The organism is Pseudomonas multiresinivorans (genome assembly GCF_012971725.1).
Taxonomy (GTDB): Bacteria; Pseudomonadota; Gammaproteobacteria; order Pseudomonadales; family Pseudomonadaceae; genus Pseudomonas; species Pseudomonas multiresinivorans.
In genome coordinates this window covers 2069215-2085878 of the sequence record NZ_CP048833.1, presented here as the reverse complement: position 1 = coordinate 2085878, position 16664 = coordinate 2069215, and the positions used below count along the sequence as shown (strand labels likewise).

The following is a 16664-nucleotide window of genomic DNA, read 5'->3' as shown; positions in this document are numbered from 1 at the left end:
GATACCTCTGCGCTTGGGCCATCCCTCACCCTAGCCCTCTCCCAAGGGGAGAGGGGACCGTTCGGTGCAGGATCAAACCTTCGCGTCAGTCAGCTCGGACTGCCCCCTCTCCCTGAGGAGCGGGGCGCGCAGCCAGGGTTGGGGTGAGGGGGAAGACGCAGCGACGGACTATCCAGAGAAGACAGTTGCTCCTACGCGGATGTCGAGCATTGGGCAGGAGCGGGTTTATCCGCGATAGGCCAAGTGCCGCGCAAGGCTGAGCAGGTTCGCGAGCAAGCTCGCTCCTACAAAGAACCCTTGCGCCGCGCCTTGAAGAAGGCCGAGAGCATTGCGCTGCACTCCTCCCCCAGCACCCCGCCTTCCACCAGCACCCGGTGGTTGAGGAAGTCCTGTTCGAAGAAGTTGCCACGGCTGACCACCACCCCCGACTTGGGCTCGGTGGCGCCGAACACCACGCGCTGGATGCGCGAGTGCACCAGCAGGCCGGCGCACATGCTGCAGGGCTCGAGGGTGACGTAGAGAGTGCTGCCGGGCAGGCGATAATTCTGCGCGGCGGCGGCGGCCTCGCGGATGGCGACCATTTCCGCGTGGGCACTGGGGTCGTGCGAGGTAATCGGGCGGTTGAAGCCACGGCCGATGACCTGGCCGTCCAGCACCAGCACGGCGCCCACGGGCACTTCGCCCAGCGCCGCGCCCTGCTCGGCCAGGGCCATGGCTTCACGCATGAAGGGGATGTCCTGGCTGCGGTCGATGACCGGCGCCAGCCCCTTCACCGTCGGATGCCCCTTGCTGTTGGTCAGCCGCACCATGCCTCGCCCACCGCGATGGTTCCCATCAGGCCGGTCTCCATGTGATCGATCACGTGGCAGTGGAACATCCACAGGCCGGGGTTATCCGCCACCAGCGCCACGCGTGCCGTCTCATTCTTGCCCAGCAGGTAGGTGTCGGTGAAGTACGGGATGATGTCGCGGCGATCCGAATCCAACACCTTGAAGGCCATGCCGTGCAGGTGGATCGGGTGCTGGTACTGGGTCATGTTGCGCAGCACGAAGATATAGCTGTTGCCTTCCTTGAGCTTCGCCAGCGGCGGCGCGTTGTGCTTGTGCTCCTCACCGCCCTGCCAGGCCACGCCGTTGATCTGCCACAGCGAGGGCGCCGACTGCCCCTTGGAATAGTCGGACATGGCGCCGACCCACTCGAACTTGAAGTTGATGGTCTCGGCGTTCTTCAGGTCCGGCTCGGCCACCGGGTTGCGCGGCAGCGGCGCCGGCCACTTGGCGGTGGGCGCTTTCGGGTTGGCGACGCCACGAATGGTCGCCAGACGCACCGGGCCATTGCGCAGCGACAGCTCGGCGCCTTCCGCCGGGCCGCGGATGCCCAGCTCCAGCCGCATGCCCGGGCCGATCCAGTACTGGTCATTCGGGCCTTTGCCGAAGTCGCGCGGCTCCACCGGATGGCCGTCGATGGCGTAGATCTTCGCGTCGGCGTCCGGCAGGTTGAGGCGGTAGGTCACGGTGTTGTCGACGTTGAGAATGCGCACGCGGACGATTTCGCCAGCCGGCAGTTCGATCACCGGCGTACGCTCGCCGTTGATAGTCGACAGGCGCCCGCGAGTACCTTCGCGTGCCGCCTCGCGCGGCACGCTGAAGGGCGTGAAGTTGCCCTCCTCGTCCACGTGCCAGGTCTTCAGGTTCAGGACCTTCTCGCTGGTGAACTCGGTGGGCTCGCGCTCATCGATGATCAGCGGCCCGACCAGGCCACGGCCCAACTGCTCGCTGCTCATCAGGTGCGGGTGATACCAGTAGCTGCCGGCGTCCGGCGTCTTGAACTGGTAGATGAAGCTTTCGCCCGGCTGCACCGGCGGCTGCGAGATGTAGGGCACGCCGTCCATCTCGATGGGCAGGCGGATGCCGTGCCAGTGGATGGTGGTCGGCTCGTCCAGCTTGTTGGTGAAGCGCACTCGCAGCCAGTCGCCCTGGCGCGCGCGGATTTCCACACCGGGAGCCTGGCCGCCATAGCCCAGGCCGGGGGTCTTGTGGCCGGGCACCAGCTCCAGGTCGAGCGGCGCGGCGATCAGTTCGTAATCGTGCTCGGCGGCTACCTGCGGGCGCGCCAGCCAGATGCGCGCGCCACCGGCGCCCAGGCCGACGACGGCCAGGCCAGCGAGGCCACCGAGTACTTGTCTACGGGTAAACGACATGGGTCCAGACTCCTCGAACAAGGGACTTGCGACCCCATCGGCTTTCACGGAGGTTGGCGCGTTCGCGCCCGGCGCCAGGCTCTTGCGGCCGGCTGCACTGCTCTGCTTCTACATCGGAAGCAGAAGGCAACTGTGCATGAAGGCGCAAACGCCTCTCATGCGCCAGGTCAAGGACAGGTATCCCCGTCCTCGCCTGTCGAAGAAAGCGGCGAGATTGCCGCTTTCCTCGTTAAGGAAACGTTAAACGTCTCCGATCATTCCCACTCGATGGTGGCTGGCGGCTTGCTCGACACGTCGTAGGTGACGCGGGAGATGCCTTCGATCTCGTTGATGATGCGGTTCGAGACCTTCTCCAGCAGCTCGTACGGCAGGTGCGCCCAGCGAGCGGTCATGAAGTCGATGGTTTCCACGGCGCGCAGCGCAACGACCCAGGCGTAACGGCGGCCATCGCCGACCACGCCGACGGATTTCACCGGCTGGAATACCACGAAGGCCTGGCTGGTCTTGTGGTACCAGTCGAAGTTGCGCAGCTCTTCGATGAAGATGTGGTCCGCGCGACGCAGCAGGTCGGCGTACTCTTTCTTCACTTCGCCAAGGATGCGCACGCCCAGGCCCGGGCCCGGGAACGGGTGACGGTAGACCATGTCGTAGGGCAGGCCCAGCTCCAGGCCGATCTTGCGGACTTCGTCCTTGAACAGCTCGCGCAGCGGCTCGACCAGTTCGAACTGCATGTCGTCGGGCAGGCCGCCGACGTTGTGGTGCGACTTGATCACGTGGGCCTTGCCGGTCTTGGCGCCGGCCGACTCGATCACGTCGGGGTAGATGGTGCCCTGGGCGAGGAACTTCACGTCCTTCAGCTTGGTGGCTTCCTCATCGAAGACTTCGATGAAGCTGCCGCCAATGATCTTGCGCTTCTGCTCCGGGTCACTGACGCCGGCCAGACGGCTGAGGAACTTCTCTTCGGCGTTGGCGCGGATCACCTTGACGCCCATGTTCTCGGCGAACATGGCCATCACCTGGTCACCCTCGTGCAGGCGCAGCAGGCCGTTGTCGACGAAGACGCAGGTCAGCTGGTCGCCGATGGCCTTGTGCAGCAGGGCCGCGACCACCGAGGAATCCACACCGCCGGACAGGCCCAGCAGCACCTTGGAGTTGCCGACCTGGGCGCGCACGGTGGCGATGGCGTCGTTGACGATGTTGGACGGGGTCCACAGGGCTTCGCAGCCGCAGATGTCCAGCACGAAGCGCGAGAGGATGCGACCGCCCTGCTTGGTGTGGGTCACTTCCGGGTGGAACTGCACGCCGTAGTAGCCGCGGGCATCGTCCGCCATGGCGGCGATCGGGCAGCTCGGGGTGCTGGCGAGGATGTGGAAGCCGTCGGGAATCTCGGTGACCTTGTCGCCGTGGCTCATCCACACGTCGAGACCGAACACGCCGTCTTCGCTGACGCAATCTTCGATGCCGTCGAGCAGGCGGGCCTTGCCGACCACGTCGACGCGGGCGTAGCCGAACTCGCGCAGGTCCGAACCCAGCACCTTGCCGCCCATCTGCTCGGCCATGGTCTGCATGCCGTAGCAGATGCCGAACAGCGGCACCTTGAGGTCGAACACCGCCTGCGGCGCGCGCGGGCTGTTGGCTTCGTGCACCGACTCCGGGCCGCCTGCCAGGATGACGCCGCGCGGGGCGAAGGCACGAACCTCATCGTCGCTCATGTCGAACGGATGGATTTCGCAGTACACACCGATCTCGCGAACGCGGCGGGCGATCAGCTGGGTGTACTGGGAGCCGAAGTCGAGGATCAGGATCCGGTGAGCGTGAATGTCTTGGGCCATGGCCATCTCTCGTAGCGAAATTCTTAAACGACACGGGGCTGTATCAACCAGCCCCGTGTCCGACTCATTAACCGTGGAACCCTTAACCTACGCGGTAGTTCGGGGCTTCCTTGGTGATCTGTACATCGTGGACGTGGGACTCGGCCATGCCGGCGCCAGTGATGCGCACGAACTGCGGCTTGGTGCGCATGTCCTGGATATCGGCGCTGCCGGTGTAGCCCATGGCGGCACGCAGGCCGCCCATCAGTTGGTGGACAATGGCGGTCAGCTGGCCTTTATAGGGCACGCGGCCTTCGATGCCTTCGGGTACCAGCTTCTCGGCGCCGGCGGAGGCGTCCTGGAAGTAGCGGTCGGAGGAACCGGTGGAACCGGCCATCGCGCCCAGAGAGCCCATGCCACGGTAGGACTTGTAGGAACGGCCCTGGAACAGTTCGATCTCGCCCGGCGCTTCTTCGGTACCGGCGAACATCGAACCCATCATCACGCAGTAGGCGCCAGCCACCATGGCCTTGGCCAGGTCGCCGGAGAAGCGGATGCCGCCGTCGGCGATCAGCGGAACGCCGGTGCCTTCCAGGGCAGCGGCGACGTTGGCGATGGCGGAGATCTGCGGCACACCGACGCCAGCGACGATACGGGTGGTGCAGATGGAGCCCGGGCCAATGCCGACCTTCACGGCGTCGGCGCCAGCGTCAGCCAGTGCCTTGGCAGCCTCGCCGGTGGCGATGTTGCCGCCGATGACCTGCACTTGCGGGAAGGTTTCCTTCACCCAGCGCACGCGGTCGATCACGCCTTTGGAGTGACCGTGGGCGGTATCGACGACAACCACGTCAACGCCGGCAGCGACCAGGGCAGAAACACGCTCGCCGGTATCGGCGCCAGTGCCGACGGCAGCGCCGACGCGCAGGCGACCCAGGTCATCCTTGGACGCCAGCGGGTAGGTCTTGGCCTTCTCGATGTCGCGGAAGGTCACCAGACCGGTGAGGTAGAAGTTCTCGTCGACGATCAGCATCTTCTCGATGCGGTTCTCGTAGAGCGCGGCCTTGATCTCTTCCAGCGGAGTGTTCTCGCGGGCAGTGACCAGCTTGTCCTTCGGGGTCATGATCGCGGCCACGCTATCGCCGATGTTCGGCTTAACGCGCAGGTCGCGGCCGGTGACGATACCGACCAGCTCGCCCTCTTCCACCACCGGGAAGCCGGAGAAGCCGTACTCGCGGGCAATCTGCAGCAGCTCGATGATCTTGGTCGACGGGGTCACGGTGACCGGGTCGCGAACGATGGCGGTCTCGTGCTTCTTGACCTTGCGGACCTCGGCGGCCTGCTGCTCGATGCTCATGTTCTTGTGGATGATGCCGATGCCGCCTTCCTGCGCCATGGCGATGGCCAGGCGGGCTTCGGTCACGGTATCCATCGCGGCTGACACCAGCGGGATGTTCAGTTCGATGCCACGGGTCAGGCGAGTCTTCAGACTCACGTCCTTGGGCAGGACTTCCGAATAACCTGGGATCAGGAGGACGTCGTCGAAAGTGAGGGCTTCTTGGCTGATGCGCAGCATGGCGGGGGCTCCCGATCGGGAAAAATGGAAGCGCGGCATTATATCTCAGCTGGGGGGTGCGGCTCAACGTAACCAGACGATCTGAATGCAGTCTTTATCCGGCATGCGCGCTGGCCCCGGTCCACAGGCCCGCTTATCATCCTTCGCCATGCAGAAAGATCCCTTCCAACGGCTGGGCCTCGACCGCGAGGTTCTGACCGTCAGCCAGCTCAACCAGCGCGCCCGCCACCTGCTGGAGGACGTGTTCCCGCAGGTCTGGGTCGAGGGCGAGATTTCCAACCTCGCCAAGCCCGCCTCCGGCCACATGTATTTCACCCTGAAGGACAGCAACGCCCAGGTGCGTTGCGCGCTGTTCCGACAGAACGCCCTGCGCGTGCGCCAGGCCCTGCGCGACGGCCTGGCCGTGCGGGTGCGCGGCAAGGTCTCGCTGTTCGAGGGGCGCGGCGACTACCAACTGATCGCCGACACCGTCGAGCCCGCCGGTGATGGCGCTCTACGCCTGGCCTTCGAGGCGCTGAAAGAAAAACTCGCCGCCGAAGGCCTGTTCGCCGCCGAGCGCAAGCGCGAACTTCCGGCTCATCCCCGGCGTATCGGCATCGTCAGCTCGCCCACCGGCGCAGTGATCCGCGACATCATCAGCGTATTCCGCCGCCGCGCACCGCAAGTCGAACTGACCCTGGTACCCACCGCCGTGCAGGGCCGCGAAGCCATCGGGCAGATCGTCCGCGCGCTGAAGCTGGCCGACGCGCAGGGCTTCGACGCGCTGATCCTGGCCCGTGGCGGCGGTTCGCTGGAAGATCTCTGGTGCTTCAACGAGGAACCGGTGGCGCGCGCCATCGCCGCCTGCGTAACGCCCATCGTCAGCGCCGTGGGCCATGAGACCGACGTATCGATCAGCGATTTCGTCGCCGACGTGCGCGCACCGACTCCCTCGGCCGCGGCCGAGCTGCTCGCGCCCCACAGCGGCGACCTGCAACAGCGCCTGGACAGCCTGCGCCGCCGGCTGATCCTGCGCATCCAGGACCGCCTGACCCGCGAACGCCTGCGCCTGGAAGGCACCGCGCGGCGCCTGCGCCACCCCGGCGAGCGCCTGCGCCAGCAGTCCCAGCGCCTGGACGACCTGGACATGCGCCTGCGCCGCGCCTTCGAGCGCCAGCTGCATATCCGCCAGGAGCGTGTGGCGCGCCTGGATACTCGCCTCGCCGCCCAACACCCTGGCCGCAACCTGGCCCTGCTGCGCCAGCGCCTGGAAAACCTCAGCGCCCGCCTGCCCCGCGCCACCAACGCGATCCTGCGCGAACAGCGCCAGCGCCTGGATGGCCTGATGCAGACGCTGCACATCGTCAGCCCGCTGGCCACTCTGGGGCGCGGCTACAGCATCCTGCTGGACGACAGGGGCCAGGCCATCCGCAGCGCGGCGCAGACGAAGAACGGCCAGCGCCTCAAGGCCAAGCTGGGCGATGGCGAGCTGGAAGTGCGGGTGGAAGACAACCACCAGGCGCCCGTCACCCTGTCGCTGCTGGACTGAGAACCGATGACCGACCTGCTCGCGCCGATCCTGCCGCAACCCGATCCGGACTGGGCCGAGGCCTTCCGCGTGCCTATCGTCGAATGCCACCAGCCGCTGCAGGCCATGGGCATCGCCACGGGTTTCGCGGTATGGCCGGCCTATCACCGCCTCGGCGTGCCCAACGCGCAACCGGAGTGCTATGCCCGAACGGGAGTATTCGAGCGCCTGTTGCACGCCGCCAGCCTGCTGCCCGATGGCCTGCGCCTGGTCATCCTCGACGCCTGGCGGCCGTTCGCCGTGCAGCAGCACCTGTATGACACGCTCTACGACATCCTCCACCAGCACCAGCCAGACGCCGACCCGGCCGAGCTGACCCGGCGCACCCGCGAATTCGTCGCGCCGCCCAGCACCCGCGCCGAATCGCCCAGCCCGCACCTGACCGGCGGCGCCATCGACCTGACCCTGTGCGACAGCGAAGGCCGCTGGCTGGACATGGGCAGCCTGTTCGACGAGGCCACGCCGCGCTCCTATACCCGCCATTACGAAGAGGTCGCCGCGCCTGACGAGCAGCAGCGGCGCATCCGCGACAACCGTCGGATCCTGTTCAACGCCATGAGCGCTGCAGGGTTCAGCAACCTGTCCAGCGAATGGTGGCACTACGACTACGGCGACCAGCTGTGGGCCGCGCACCTGGGCAAGCCCCACGCTATCTATGGTCCAACGCAGGTTCTGCCGCTGGAGCAGTTGTGGCGCCAGCAGCTCGAGGGCCTGCACCGGTAGCTTTTTCCTCTGCCGGGGAGCCCGGACCTGTAGGAGCGAGCTTGCTCGCGAACGGCTTCGCTGCGAGGGTGGTTCGCGAGCAAGCTCGCTCCTACATAAAGCGCCCTGCCACGACGTTCCGCTTTCGACGAAATCGTCCCGCTCGCCGAAGAGCGCCGTGTAGACTGCCCGCTTCATCCGCCGACACGTCCACGGATAGCGCCATGTTCCGACTCCTCTGCCTGCTCGCCGCTACCCTTCTCGCCCTGCCCGCCCACGCTGAAGGCTTCATCAGTCGCACCCTGAACAAGCCGGTACCCGGCGGGGTCGCCGTGGTGCAACTGGGCCAGGATGCCGCCGTGCCGACTGCCACCTATCAGGGAAAACCGGTACTGGTGGTGCGCGAGGAAGGCCGCGGCTGGATCGCCATCGTCGGCATCCCGCTGACCGCTAAGACCGGCAGCCAGCAGATCGCCGTGAAGCAGGCCGGCGCGAGCCGCAACCTCGGTTTCACCGTTGGCGCCAAGCACTATAAAGAGCAGCGCATCACCCTGAAGAACACCCGCCAGGTGAACCCGCTGCCCGAAGACCTCAAGCGCATCAGCCGCGAGCTGGCCGAGCAGACCGCCGCCTACCGCAGCTTCAGCCCCGGCACGCCGAGCAACCTGGTGCTGGACAAACCGGTCAACGGTCCGCTTTCCAGCCCCTTCGGCCTGCGCCGCTTCTTCAACGGCGAGGAACGCAACCCGCACTCGGGCCTCGACTTCGCCGTGCCCGCCGGCACGCCAATCAAGACACCGGCCGCCGGCAAGGTGATCCTGATCGGCAACTACTTCTTCAACGGCAACACCGTGTTCGTCGACCATGGCCAGGGCTTCATCAGCATGTTCTGCCACATGTCGAAGATCGACGTGAAGCTCGGCGACCAGCTCCCGCGCGGCGGCGTGGTTGGCCGTGTCGGCGCCACCGGCCGCGCCACCGGGCCGCACATGCACTGGAACGTCAGCCTGAACGACGCCCGCGTCGACCCGGCGATCTTCATCGGCGCGTTCAAGCCCTGATGCGACTTCGTTTCGATGGACGCAGTGCGATCTTCGCGCTGCTCTGGTTCGCCGTGCTGGTCTGGCTGGCCACGGCCGGCGCGAACCTCGGCTGGCTGCGCGGCTTCGGCGGCGACGTGCTGGCGGTGATCTGGCTGTACTGCCTGCTGCGCGCCGCGCTGGAGGCACCCGCGCCCTGGCTGGCCAGAGCCGCGCTGGCCTGCGGGCTGCTGATCGAATTCGGCCAGTTCCTCGCCGCGACCTTCCACTGGCAGATCGGCAACCGCGCACTGCGCATCGTGCTGGGCGCCACGCCGGACTGGCTGGACGTACTGGCCTACTGCATCGGCTTCGCGCTGATTCTCGCGGCGCGGCAGACCCGATTGGCCCTCAGGCCAGCGGGTAACTGAAGAACAGCGCCATCTCCCCGGGCAGCACCTGCGCCGGGTCGTAGAGGTCGGTGGAAAGCCCGCTGAGGGAGAAGCCGCGGGAGCGGTAGAAGCCTACCGCCGGCAGGTTGAGGTTCTGGGTTTCCAGCCACAGGTGGCGCGCCTCGGTGCCGCGCGCCCAGTCCAGGCAGCCTTCCAGCAGTTGCTTGCCTACGCCCACCCCTCGCGCCTTGGGGAGGACGAACAGGTCGTCCAGTACCGCGCGGCGATTCCAGATTTCGTAGCGGGCGATGGCGAAGCCCAGGCGCTCGCCTTCTTCGTCGACGACCACGGCGGTCCAGTCGGCCGCCGTGACGTCATCTTTCAGATCAGCGAAGGGATAGCGCTTGGTCTGCGCCTCGGGCAGGCGCTCCTCGCGCAGGATGAAACCATCGGCGGCGCTCTCGATGCGCAGGATCGAGTCGCTCGAGTAGCTGCCGTCGAAACCCAGCAGCCACTCGCCGTCTTGCGCCCACACCAGCGGACGCAGGAGCCGGTCGCTCATCAGTTCATCTTCATGCCGTGCATGTCGTGGCCCATGTCGGTGCCTTTCGGGGCGTCCTTCTGCACGGCGATCTCGACCTTCACGTCGCCGGCCTTCTGGAAGTGCAGGGTCAACGGGAAGCGCTCGCCATCGGTGAGCGGCTTCTTCAGGCCGAACAGCATCAGGTGGTACTGGCCAGGCGCGAAGACGACTTTGCCGCCAGCGGGGATGTCCACGCCCTCGACTTTCTGCATCTTCATCATGCCGTCCTTCTCCACGTGCTGGTGGATTTCGGCGCTGGCGGCGCGGTCGGTATCGGCGCCGAGCAGGCGGTCCGCGTCCTTGCCGTGGTTCTGCACGATGAAGTAGGCCGCGCCGTTCACCGAGTTGGCCGGCAGCAACAGCGACCAGGGATGGTCGATGTGCAGGTTGCCAGCCTCGTATTCGTGGGCCATGGCGGCCCCGGAGAAGCCCAGCAGGACAGCGAAAGCGAGCAGGGTTTTACGCATGTTCGAGACTCCAGTTGGCTTGTGATCAGATCCGCCGTGAAGGCGGTAAAACATCGGGCCGCGGGCGCAACGATCGCGCCGCAGCATAGCCTGCCTCACGGCAGGCGTCAGGCTTGAACCGTGCACACATCAGCCCAGCGCCGGGCTGCGCGGCTTGATCCGCGACAGCACGACCCAATCCAGCGCCCATACCAGCAGCAGCGACGCTCCCACCAGTGGGAAGGCGACGCCGAGGGCGATCATGATCGCCACCCCGCCCTTCCATACCGGCAGCGCGTGCGGCATCGGCGGCACGCCGAGGCGCCCCTGCGGACGGCGCTTCCACCAAATCCACAGGCCGCTGACCGCGCTGAGCAGGATCATCAGGCAGACGCCGAGCATGAGCAGTTGGTTGAACAGGCCGAACATCTTGCCTTCATGCAGCATCACGCCGGATTCGACGCCCTTGGCCACCAGCCCGTAGTCCTTCCAGCGCACGTCGGCGAGTACTTTGCCGGTGTACTGGTCGATGTGCAGGGTGGCGTCGTTGCGCGAATCGTCGGCGAACACCGAGACGGTGAACACGCCCTCCGCGCCCTTGGGCAACGCGATGGCATAGCCCGGTGCCACGCCGGCCTTGTCGGCGGTATCGACCACCTGCTGCAGACTGATCTGCGGCATCGCCATACCGCCGGAACCATGGGCCATGTGCTCGGCGTGGGCGCCGCCGGACATGGGCATTGGGGTGTTTTCCATCGCCCAGGGAATGGTCTGGCGGTGCGCCTCGTTGAGCGTGCGCGCTTCCAGGTCCGATTTGGGCACGTCGTTCCACATAGCCACCGGGAAACGGTTCCAGACATCGGCGAAGGACTTGCCCCAGAAGCCGGTCCAGGTCATGCCGGTGAGAAGCATGAACAGCATCAGCAGCGAGCCCCAGAAGCCAACCACCATATGCACATCGCGCCACAGCGCACGGCCTCGGCGGGACAGGTCCGGCCAGAGCAGCACGCGCAGCGAGCGCTTGCGCGGCCACCACAGGTACAGGCCAGACACCACTAATACGATGCCCCAGCCAGCGGCCAGCTCGATCAGCCGGTCACCGACGGTGCCGATCATCAGCTCGCCGTGCAGCGCACGGGCCATGGCCTGCAGATTGGACTTCGCGTCCTGCACGCCGAGCAGCTTGCCGCTGTAAGGATCAACGAAGGCATTCACCTCGCGCCCATCGAGTTGAGCGACGAACTGCGCGCTGCGATCGGCGGCCGGCGCCGGCAGGTACTGGCTGACCTGCAACTGCGGGTTCTGGTGATGCAGATGCATCAGTTGTTCGTCGGCGGACAGCCGCACCTCGCCCGGTTTCACCGTCAGCAGGTCGCTGTACATCAGCGGGTCAAGCTGCGGCTTGAACAGGTAGATGATCCCGGTCAGCGACAGCAGGATCATGAACGGGGCAACGAACAGCCCGGCATAGAAATGCCAGCGCCAGGCCAGGTTGTAGAAATCGAATGTCTTCTTCTGCATTCGTTGATCTCCTCACGCAAGGAGGCCCCCGACCGGCAGGGGCCGGTCGGGCTTAGAAGCTGAAGTCCACTTTGGTCCAGAACGTACGTCCCGGCTCGTGGATCGATTCGGGGTCGTTGGCCGGGTAGCCGAAGCCGGCGTTGCCCGCCAGGTTCAGGTGCTCGGCGTAGTCCTTGTCGAACAGGTTGTCGACGCCGGTGCTGACCTTGAGGTTCTTGCTCAGCTTGTACGCGCCGTTGAGCGAGAACACCGCGAAGCCGGGGCTTTCGTCGAAGTCGTAGCCGACCACGTTGCCCTGGTTCTCGGCGATGCGTCCCTGGTGCGCGACCACGCGCCAGAGACCGCCGGCGCTCCAGTCACCGTCCTCGTAGGTCAGGCCAAAACGCGCCTCCAGCGGCGGCATCTGCGGCAGCGCGGTGTCGTCGGTGGTGTTCTTGCCCCAGGCGTAGGCCAGGGTGCCGTCGGCGGTCCAGTTGCTGGTCAGCGCGTAGGCCGCGCCCAGTTCGCCACCCATGATGCGGGCATCGACGTTCCGCGCCTGGGAGGTGCGGCCCATCATGCCGCCGGGCATGTAGTCGAACAGGATGTAGTCACGGATCACGCCGACATAGCCGGACGCCCACGCCTTGAGCTTCTCGTCCTCGTACTGCGCACCGAAGTCCAGCTGGGTGGTTTTCTCCGGTTTGATGCTGTCGAAGGCGTTGACCGAGCCGGTCGGGCCCTTGTCCGGGGAGAACAGCTCCCAGTAGTCGGGGAAGCGCTGCACGTGACCGAGGCCGACGTAGAGCGTGGTCGGCGTATCGGCGAGGTCGTGCTCGTAGCGAGCAAAACCGCTGGGCAGGGTATCGGCGCGGGTGTCGTCGGCGGTGGGGTTGGGCATCGCCATCATCCCCGAGCCGCTGGTCTGCCGGTAATCCTTGACCGAGGCGCGGTCCAGGCGCGCGCCGGTGATCAGGCGGGCGCGGTCGGCGGCGTACCAGGTCAGCTCGCCGAAGGCGCCGTAGTTGTGGAACACGGCGTCCTTGTCCCACGGCTGCTCGTCATAGGTGTTGATGCCCATGCCACTGCGTTCGCGGTGCTCATTGGTCTGCGCATCGACGCCGGTGATCAGCTTGAAGTCGTCCCAGCGCCAGGTGGCGGCCAGTCGCCCGCCAAGAGTGCGGCGATCAACGTTGGACGCCATGGGGCCAGCCATCATGCCCATGCCCGAGGGCGTGCGCAGGCTGTAGTTGTCCATCACGTGGTCGGCGTAGTTGTAGTAGACCTGCGCCTCCAGCTTGTCGAGCACTTCGCCGATGTTGGACTTCTCGAAGCGCAGGCCAAGGCTCTCGCGCTTGAATTGCGAGCCGTCCATGCCGCGCCCGGCGTAACGCGCTTCACCATCGCCCTTGCCGGCGGTGAGCTCGACCAGGGTGTCGGCGTCCGGTGTCCAGCCCACGGCCACGTCGCCGTTCCACTTGTTCCAGCGCGAGGGCACGGTGTTGCCGCTGCCGTCCTCGTAGTCATCGGATTGCGACTTGTTGCCGGTGACCCGCACGTAGCCCAGCGGTCCGCCGGCGGCGGCGTCCAGCACGCGGTCGAAGCGGCCATTGGAGCCGGCGACGATGCTGCCGTTGACCCGTGTGCCCAGTTCGCCGAAGCGCTCCGGCTCACGGTCGAAGCGGATGGTGCCGGCCGAGGCGCCTGGGCCCCAGATCACGGTTTCCGGGCCTTTCACCACGGTGAGCTTGTCGTAGGTTTCCGGCGAGATATAGGAAGTCGGCGCATCCATCCGCGCCGGGCAGGCGCCGAGCATGGTGCTGCCGTTGGTGAGGATGTTCAGGCGCGAGCCGAACATCCCGCGCAGCACCGGGTCGCCATTGGTGCCGCCGTTGCGGATGGCGGAGAAGCCGGGGATGGTCTTGAGGTAATCGGCACCATCGCTGGCAGGGATCGGCTGGCGCGGCTGTTTGGGGTCCGTGACGATGGTCAGCGGTGAACTCTGCGCCACGGCGGTGATGACGCTGGGCGACAGCTCGGTAACCAACGCATTGGTGGAGTGTGCCGAGTGATCTTCTTCCTCGGCCAGCACGGGGACGGCAGTGAAACCGCCAAGGGCGGTCAGCGCGCAGAGGGCGCGCAGGCCGGCGGCACTTTGCCGACGGCGCATAAGCATGCGGGTCATTCCATGAATTCCATGATCGGTGATGACGCCCGCTCCACGCGTACTCGCACGGCGCGCAAGGCAATGCAGGCAGGCGCGCCGGGGTCGGGGAGTCGGGATTGCGGGTCAGCCGATCGGGAACGGAGGTGCGCGGGAGCGGGCGCCGGGGAAGACCGGCGAGGCGGGAATGCGGGAGGAAACGGTCTGGGCGACAGGCGCACCGACGGCAGGCAGGCCGTGGTCGATCACGACCGGCGGCGGCGTCAGCGGCGGGCTATGGATCAGCAGGCTGCAGTAGCCGCACTTCTCCATGAAGGCGTCGGCGGTGAGCGGCTGTTCGCCGTGGGAAGTCGGTGCCGCGTGTTGTACAACTGCCCGGTGCCCATCCGAACAGGCCATTTCGTCCATGGCGGCGACCGCCGCGCCATGGTCCATCGCCTTGCCATGCTCCATCGGCATGACGTGATCCATGGGCATAGGGTGATCCATCGGCATCGACTGGGAAACCAGCGGGCCGACATAGATCATCAGCATGGCGAACAGTGCCAGCCAGGTTCCTACGCCTTGTCGCGTGCGACGGGTCACGAAATGTCCTTGGGGATGGAGGGCCCCGCGTGTGGCGGGTGCGCAATGATCGCACGGAGTTACAAAGCTCCGCTGCGGCACGAAGACGCAGAATCAGTTAAGCACAGCGATAAGCCTCAGAAAAAATTGCTTGAACACCAGGCTTTCAACAATTATCTCTCACCAATTCAGCAATAAAGACTTTTCCTACCAAATTTCCTCAAATGCTTGCCATCGATCTCCCAGGCCATTAGCTTGGCACTCATGAAAACCGCACACACCCTCATCCTGCTTCGCCAACACGCCTGCCTGCGCCTGGTCAGCCCGCGACTGCGTAGCTGAGCCCCCCTCCCCCCGGTTTCACCTCATTTCGTTTTATTCGCGCAGGCCCGCGGGCCGCAGAGAACAAGGATTCCGCTCATGAGCATGTTGAAAGACCCGTCGAAGAAATACCGCGCCTTCACCCAGATCACCCTGCCCGACCGCACCTGGCCGGACAAGATCATCGACAAGGCGCCCATCTGGCTTTCGACCGACCTGCGCGACGGCAACCAGTCCCTGATCGAGCCGATGGACGCCGAGAAGAAGATGCGTTTCTTCAAGTGCCTGGTGCAGGTCGGCCTGAAGGAAATCGAAGTGGGCTTCCCGTCCGCCTCGCAGACTGACTTCGACTTCGTGCGTGAACTGATCGAGAACGACCACATTCCCGATGACGTCACCATCCAGGTGCTGACCCAGGCCCGCGACGACCTCATCGAGCGCACCTTCGAATCCCTCAAGGGCGCGAAGAAGGCCATCGTCCACTACTACAACGCCTGCGCGCCGAGCTTCCGCAAGATCGTCTTCAACCAGGACAAGGCCGGCGTGAAAGCCATCGCCGTGGCCGCCGGCCAGACCATCAAGCGCCTGGCCGAAGCCGCTCCGGAAACCCAGTGGGGCTTCGAGTACTCGCCGGAAGTGTTCAGCTCCACCGAGACCGATTTCGCCGTCGAGGTGTGCAACGCGGTGATCGACGTGTTCCAGCCGACCCCGGCTAACCGCCTGATCCTCAACCTGCCCGCCACCGTCGAGTGCGCCACGCCGAACAACTACGCCGACCAGATCGAATGGTTCGGCCGCCAGATCAACAAGCGCGACAGCGTGCTGCTCAGCCTGCACACCCACAACGACCGTGGCACTGGCGTGGCCGCTTCGGAACTGGCCCTGATGGCCGGTGCCGACCGCGTCGAAGGCTGCCTGTTCGGCAACGGCGAGCGCACCGGTAACCTGTGCCTGGTGACCATGGCGCTGAACATGTACACCCAGGGCATCGACCCCGAGCTGGACTTCTCCGACATCGATGCCGTGCGCAAGGTGGTGGAAGAGTGCAACCAGATTCCGGTGCACCCGCGTCACCCGTATGTCGGTGACCTGGTCCACACCGCCTTCTCCGGCTCCCACCAGGACGCCATCCGCAAGGGCTTCGCCCAGCAGAAGGAAGACGCCGTGTGGGAAGTGCCGTACCTGCCGATCGACCCGGCGGACATCGGCCGCAGCTACGAGGCAGTGATCCGTGTGAACAGCCAGTCCGGCAAAGGCGGCATCACCTTCCTGCTCGAACAGGAATACGGCATCAGCCTGCCGCGCCGCATGCAGATCGAGTTCAGCCAGGTGGTGCAGAACGAGACCGACCGCCTCGGCCTGGAAATGACTGCCGAGCAGATCTACACCCTGCTGCAGACCGAGTACCTGCAGGCCGTTTCTCCGTTCGGCCTGAAGAACTATCGCCTGCAGGAAGAGAACGGTATCTGCGCCATCGACATCGACGTGACCCACAAGGGCGAACAGCACCGCTGGCACGGCAAGGGCAAGGGCACGCTGGAAGCCCTGGTCGCCTCGCTGCCGGTGGACGTTGAGATCATGGACTACAACGAGCACGCCATCGGCGCCGGCACCAATGCCCGCGCAGCCGCCTACATCGAATTGCGCGTCGAGGGTGGTCGTTCGCTGCACGGTATCGGCATCGATGAAAACATCACCACCGCCAGTTTCCGTGCGCTGTTCAGCGCCCTGAACCGTGCGGTGACGCTGGGCCACGCGAAAGCCGCGTAAGCCTGGTAATAAAGCAGTCCCCTTTGCCCCGGACGCCTCGTGCGTCCGGGGC

Annotated in this window: 14 protein-coding genes; 5 read left to right on the top strand and 9 right to left on the bottom strand. The window is 65.8% G+C overall.

The window, feature by feature from the left end; translation table 11 throughout:
- Positions 1-284: 284 nt before the first annotated feature.
- From tadA to guaB, 4 genes are all read right to left on the bottom strand, one after another.
- On the bottom strand, positions 285-809 hold the full coding sequence (gene tadA, locus G4G71_RS09555; protein WP_420825992.1) for a tRNA adenosine(34) deaminase TadA: 525 nt from the start codon (positions 807-809) through the stop codon (positions 285-287).
- A complete protein-coding gene (locus tag G4G71_RS09550) occupies positions 797-2200 on the bottom strand; it encodes a multicopper oxidase family protein (protein ID WP_169937106.1) in 1404 nt (467 codons plus the stop codon). Before G4G71_RS09550 ends, tadA begins: the two co-directional genes overlap by 13 nt.
- A gap of 254 nt (positions 2201-2454) precedes the next feature.
- On the bottom strand, positions 2455-4032 hold the full coding sequence (guaA, locus tag G4G71_RS09545; protein ID WP_169937104.1) for a glutamine-hydrolyzing GMP synthase: 1578 nt from the start codon (positions 4030-4032) through the stop codon (positions 2455-2457).
- 82 nt (positions 4033-4114) lie between these two features.
- On the bottom strand, positions 4115-5584 hold the full coding sequence (gene guaB, locus G4G71_RS09540; RefSeq protein ID WP_024762983.1) for an IMP dehydrogenase: 1470 nt from the start codon (positions 5582-5584) through the stop codon (positions 4115-4117).
- 148 nt (positions 5585-5732) lie between these two features.
- Between guaB and xseA the strand changes: the two genes are divergently transcribed.
- The 4 genes from xseA (at position 5733) to G4G71_RS09520 (ending at position 9303) form a co-directional block, all read left to right on the top strand.
- Positions 5733-7112 carry an exodeoxyribonuclease VII large subunit gene (xseA, locus tag G4G71_RS09535; protein ID WP_169937102.1) on the top strand — a complete coding sequence of 460 codons (1380 nt, stop codon included), beginning with the start codon at positions 5733-5735 and terminating at the stop codon, positions 7110-7112.
- Positions 7113-7118: 6 nt separating this feature from the next.
- A complete protein-coding gene (locus G4G71_RS09530; RefSeq protein ID WP_169937100.1) occupies positions 7119-7874 on the top strand; it encodes a M15 family metallopeptidase in 756 nt (251 codons plus the stop codon).
- Between the two features lie 203 nt (positions 7875-8077).
- Positions 8078-8914, top strand: a complete 837-nt coding sequence (locus tag G4G71_RS09525) for a M23 family metallopeptidase (RefSeq protein WP_169937097.1) — start codon at positions 8078-8080, stop codon at positions 8912-8914.
- A complete protein-coding gene (locus G4G71_RS09520) occupies positions 8914-9303 on the top strand; it encodes a ribosomal maturation YjgA family protein (RefSeq protein ID WP_169937095.1) in 390 nt (129 codons plus the stop codon). The genes G4G71_RS09525 and G4G71_RS09520 overlap by 1 nt, the downstream gene beginning before the upstream one ends.
- Here G4G71_RS09520 and G4G71_RS09515 read toward each other — a convergent pair.
- The 5 genes from G4G71_RS09515 to G4G71_RS09495 all read right to left on the bottom strand — a co-directional run bounded on the left by G4G71_RS09515 (position 9284) and on the right by G4G71_RS09495 (position 14542).
- Positions 9284-9826, bottom strand: a complete 543-nt coding sequence (locus tag G4G71_RS09515; protein WP_169937093.1) for a GNAT family N-acetyltransferase — start codon at positions 9824-9826, stop codon at positions 9284-9286. The two genes, G4G71_RS09520 and G4G71_RS09515, sit on opposite strands and share 20 nt — an antisense overlap.
- Complete coding sequence (locus G4G71_RS09510; RefSeq protein WP_169937091.1) at positions 9826-10314, bottom strand: copper chaperone PCu(A)C; 489 nt, start codon at positions 10312-10314, stop codon at positions 9826-9828. Before G4G71_RS09510 ends, G4G71_RS09515 begins: the two co-directional genes overlap by 1 nt.
- A 129-nt stretch (positions 10315-10443) precedes the next feature.
- Positions 10444-11814, bottom strand: coding sequence for a PepSY-associated TM helix domain-containing protein (locus tag G4G71_RS09505; protein WP_169937089.1), 1371 nt, complete (start codon positions 11812-11814; stop codon positions 10444-10446).
- A gap of 52 nt (positions 11815-11866) precedes the next feature.
- Positions 11867-13978, bottom strand: a complete 2112-nt coding sequence (locus tag G4G71_RS09500) for a TonB-dependent copper receptor (protein WP_169937087.1) — start codon at positions 13976-13978, stop codon at positions 11867-11869.
- A gap of 105 nt (positions 13979-14083) precedes the next feature.
- Positions 14084-14542 carry a DUF2946 domain-containing protein gene (locus G4G71_RS09495; protein ID WP_169937084.1) on the bottom strand — a complete coding sequence of 153 codons (459 nt, stop codon included), beginning with the start codon at positions 14540-14542 and terminating at the stop codon, positions 14084-14086.
- 399 nt (positions 14543-14941) lie between these two features.
- On the opposite strand from G4G71_RS09495, the gene leuA reads away from it, so the two are divergent.
- Entirely contained in the window at positions 14942-16612 is a 1671-nt protein-coding gene (gene leuA / locus G4G71_RS09490; protein WP_054907363.1) for a 2-isopropylmalate synthase, read from the top strand.
- Positions 16613-16664 lie beyond the last annotated feature (52 nt).

Excerpts from the sequence above, each read along its gene's own strand:
- G4G71_RS09525 (WP_169937097.1), top strand. The coding sequence starts at position 8,078 with ATGTTCCGACTCCTCTGCCTGCTCGCCGCTACCCTTCTCGCCCTGCCC.
- G4G71_RS09500 (WP_169937087.1), bottom strand. The coding sequence starts at position 13,978 with ATGACCCGCATGCTTATGCGCCGTCGGCAAAGTGCCGCCGGCCTGCGC.
- G4G71_RS09505 (WP_169937089.1), bottom strand. The coding sequence starts at position 11,814 with ATGCAGAAGAAGACATTCGATTTCTACAACCTGGCCTGGCGCTGGCAT.
- guaB (WP_024762983.1), bottom strand. The coding sequence starts at position 5,584 with ATGCTGCGCATCAGCCAAGAAGCCCTCACTTTCGACGACGTCCTCCTG.
- G4G71_RS09515 (WP_169937093.1), bottom strand. The coding sequence starts at position 9,826 with ATGAGCGACCGGCTCCTGCGTCCGCTGGTGTGGGCGCAAGACGGCGAG.
- G4G71_RS09530 (WP_169937100.1), top strand. The coding sequence starts at position 7,119 with ATGACCGACCTGCTCGCGCCGATCCTGCCGCAACCCGATCCGGACTGG.
- tadA (WP_420825992.1), bottom strand. The coding sequence starts at position 809 with ATGGTGCGGCTGACCAACAGCAAGGGGCATCCGACGGTGAAGGGGCTG.
- G4G71_RS09550 (WP_169937106.1), bottom strand. The coding sequence starts at position 2,200 with ATGTCGTTTACCCGTAGACAAGTACTCGGTGGCCTCGCTGGCCTGGCC.
- xseA (WP_169937102.1), top strand. The coding sequence starts at position 5,733 with ATGCAGAAAGATCCCTTCCAACGGCTGGGCCTCGACCGCGAGGTTCTG.
- guaA (WP_169937104.1), bottom strand. The coding sequence starts at position 4,032 with ATGGCCCAAGACATTCACGCTCACCGGATCCTGATCCTCGACTTCGGC.
- G4G71_RS09510 (WP_169937091.1), bottom strand. The coding sequence starts at position 10,314 with ATGCGTAAAACCCTGCTCGCTTTCGCTGTCCTGCTGGGCTTCTCCGGG.
- leuA (WP_054907363.1), top strand. The coding sequence starts at position 14,942 with ATGAGCATGTTGAAAGACCCGTCGAAGAAATACCGCGCCTTCACCCAG.
- G4G71_RS09520 (WP_169937095.1), top strand. The coding sequence starts at position 8,914 with ATGCGACTTCGTTTCGATGGACGCAGTGCGATCTTCGCGCTGCTCTGG.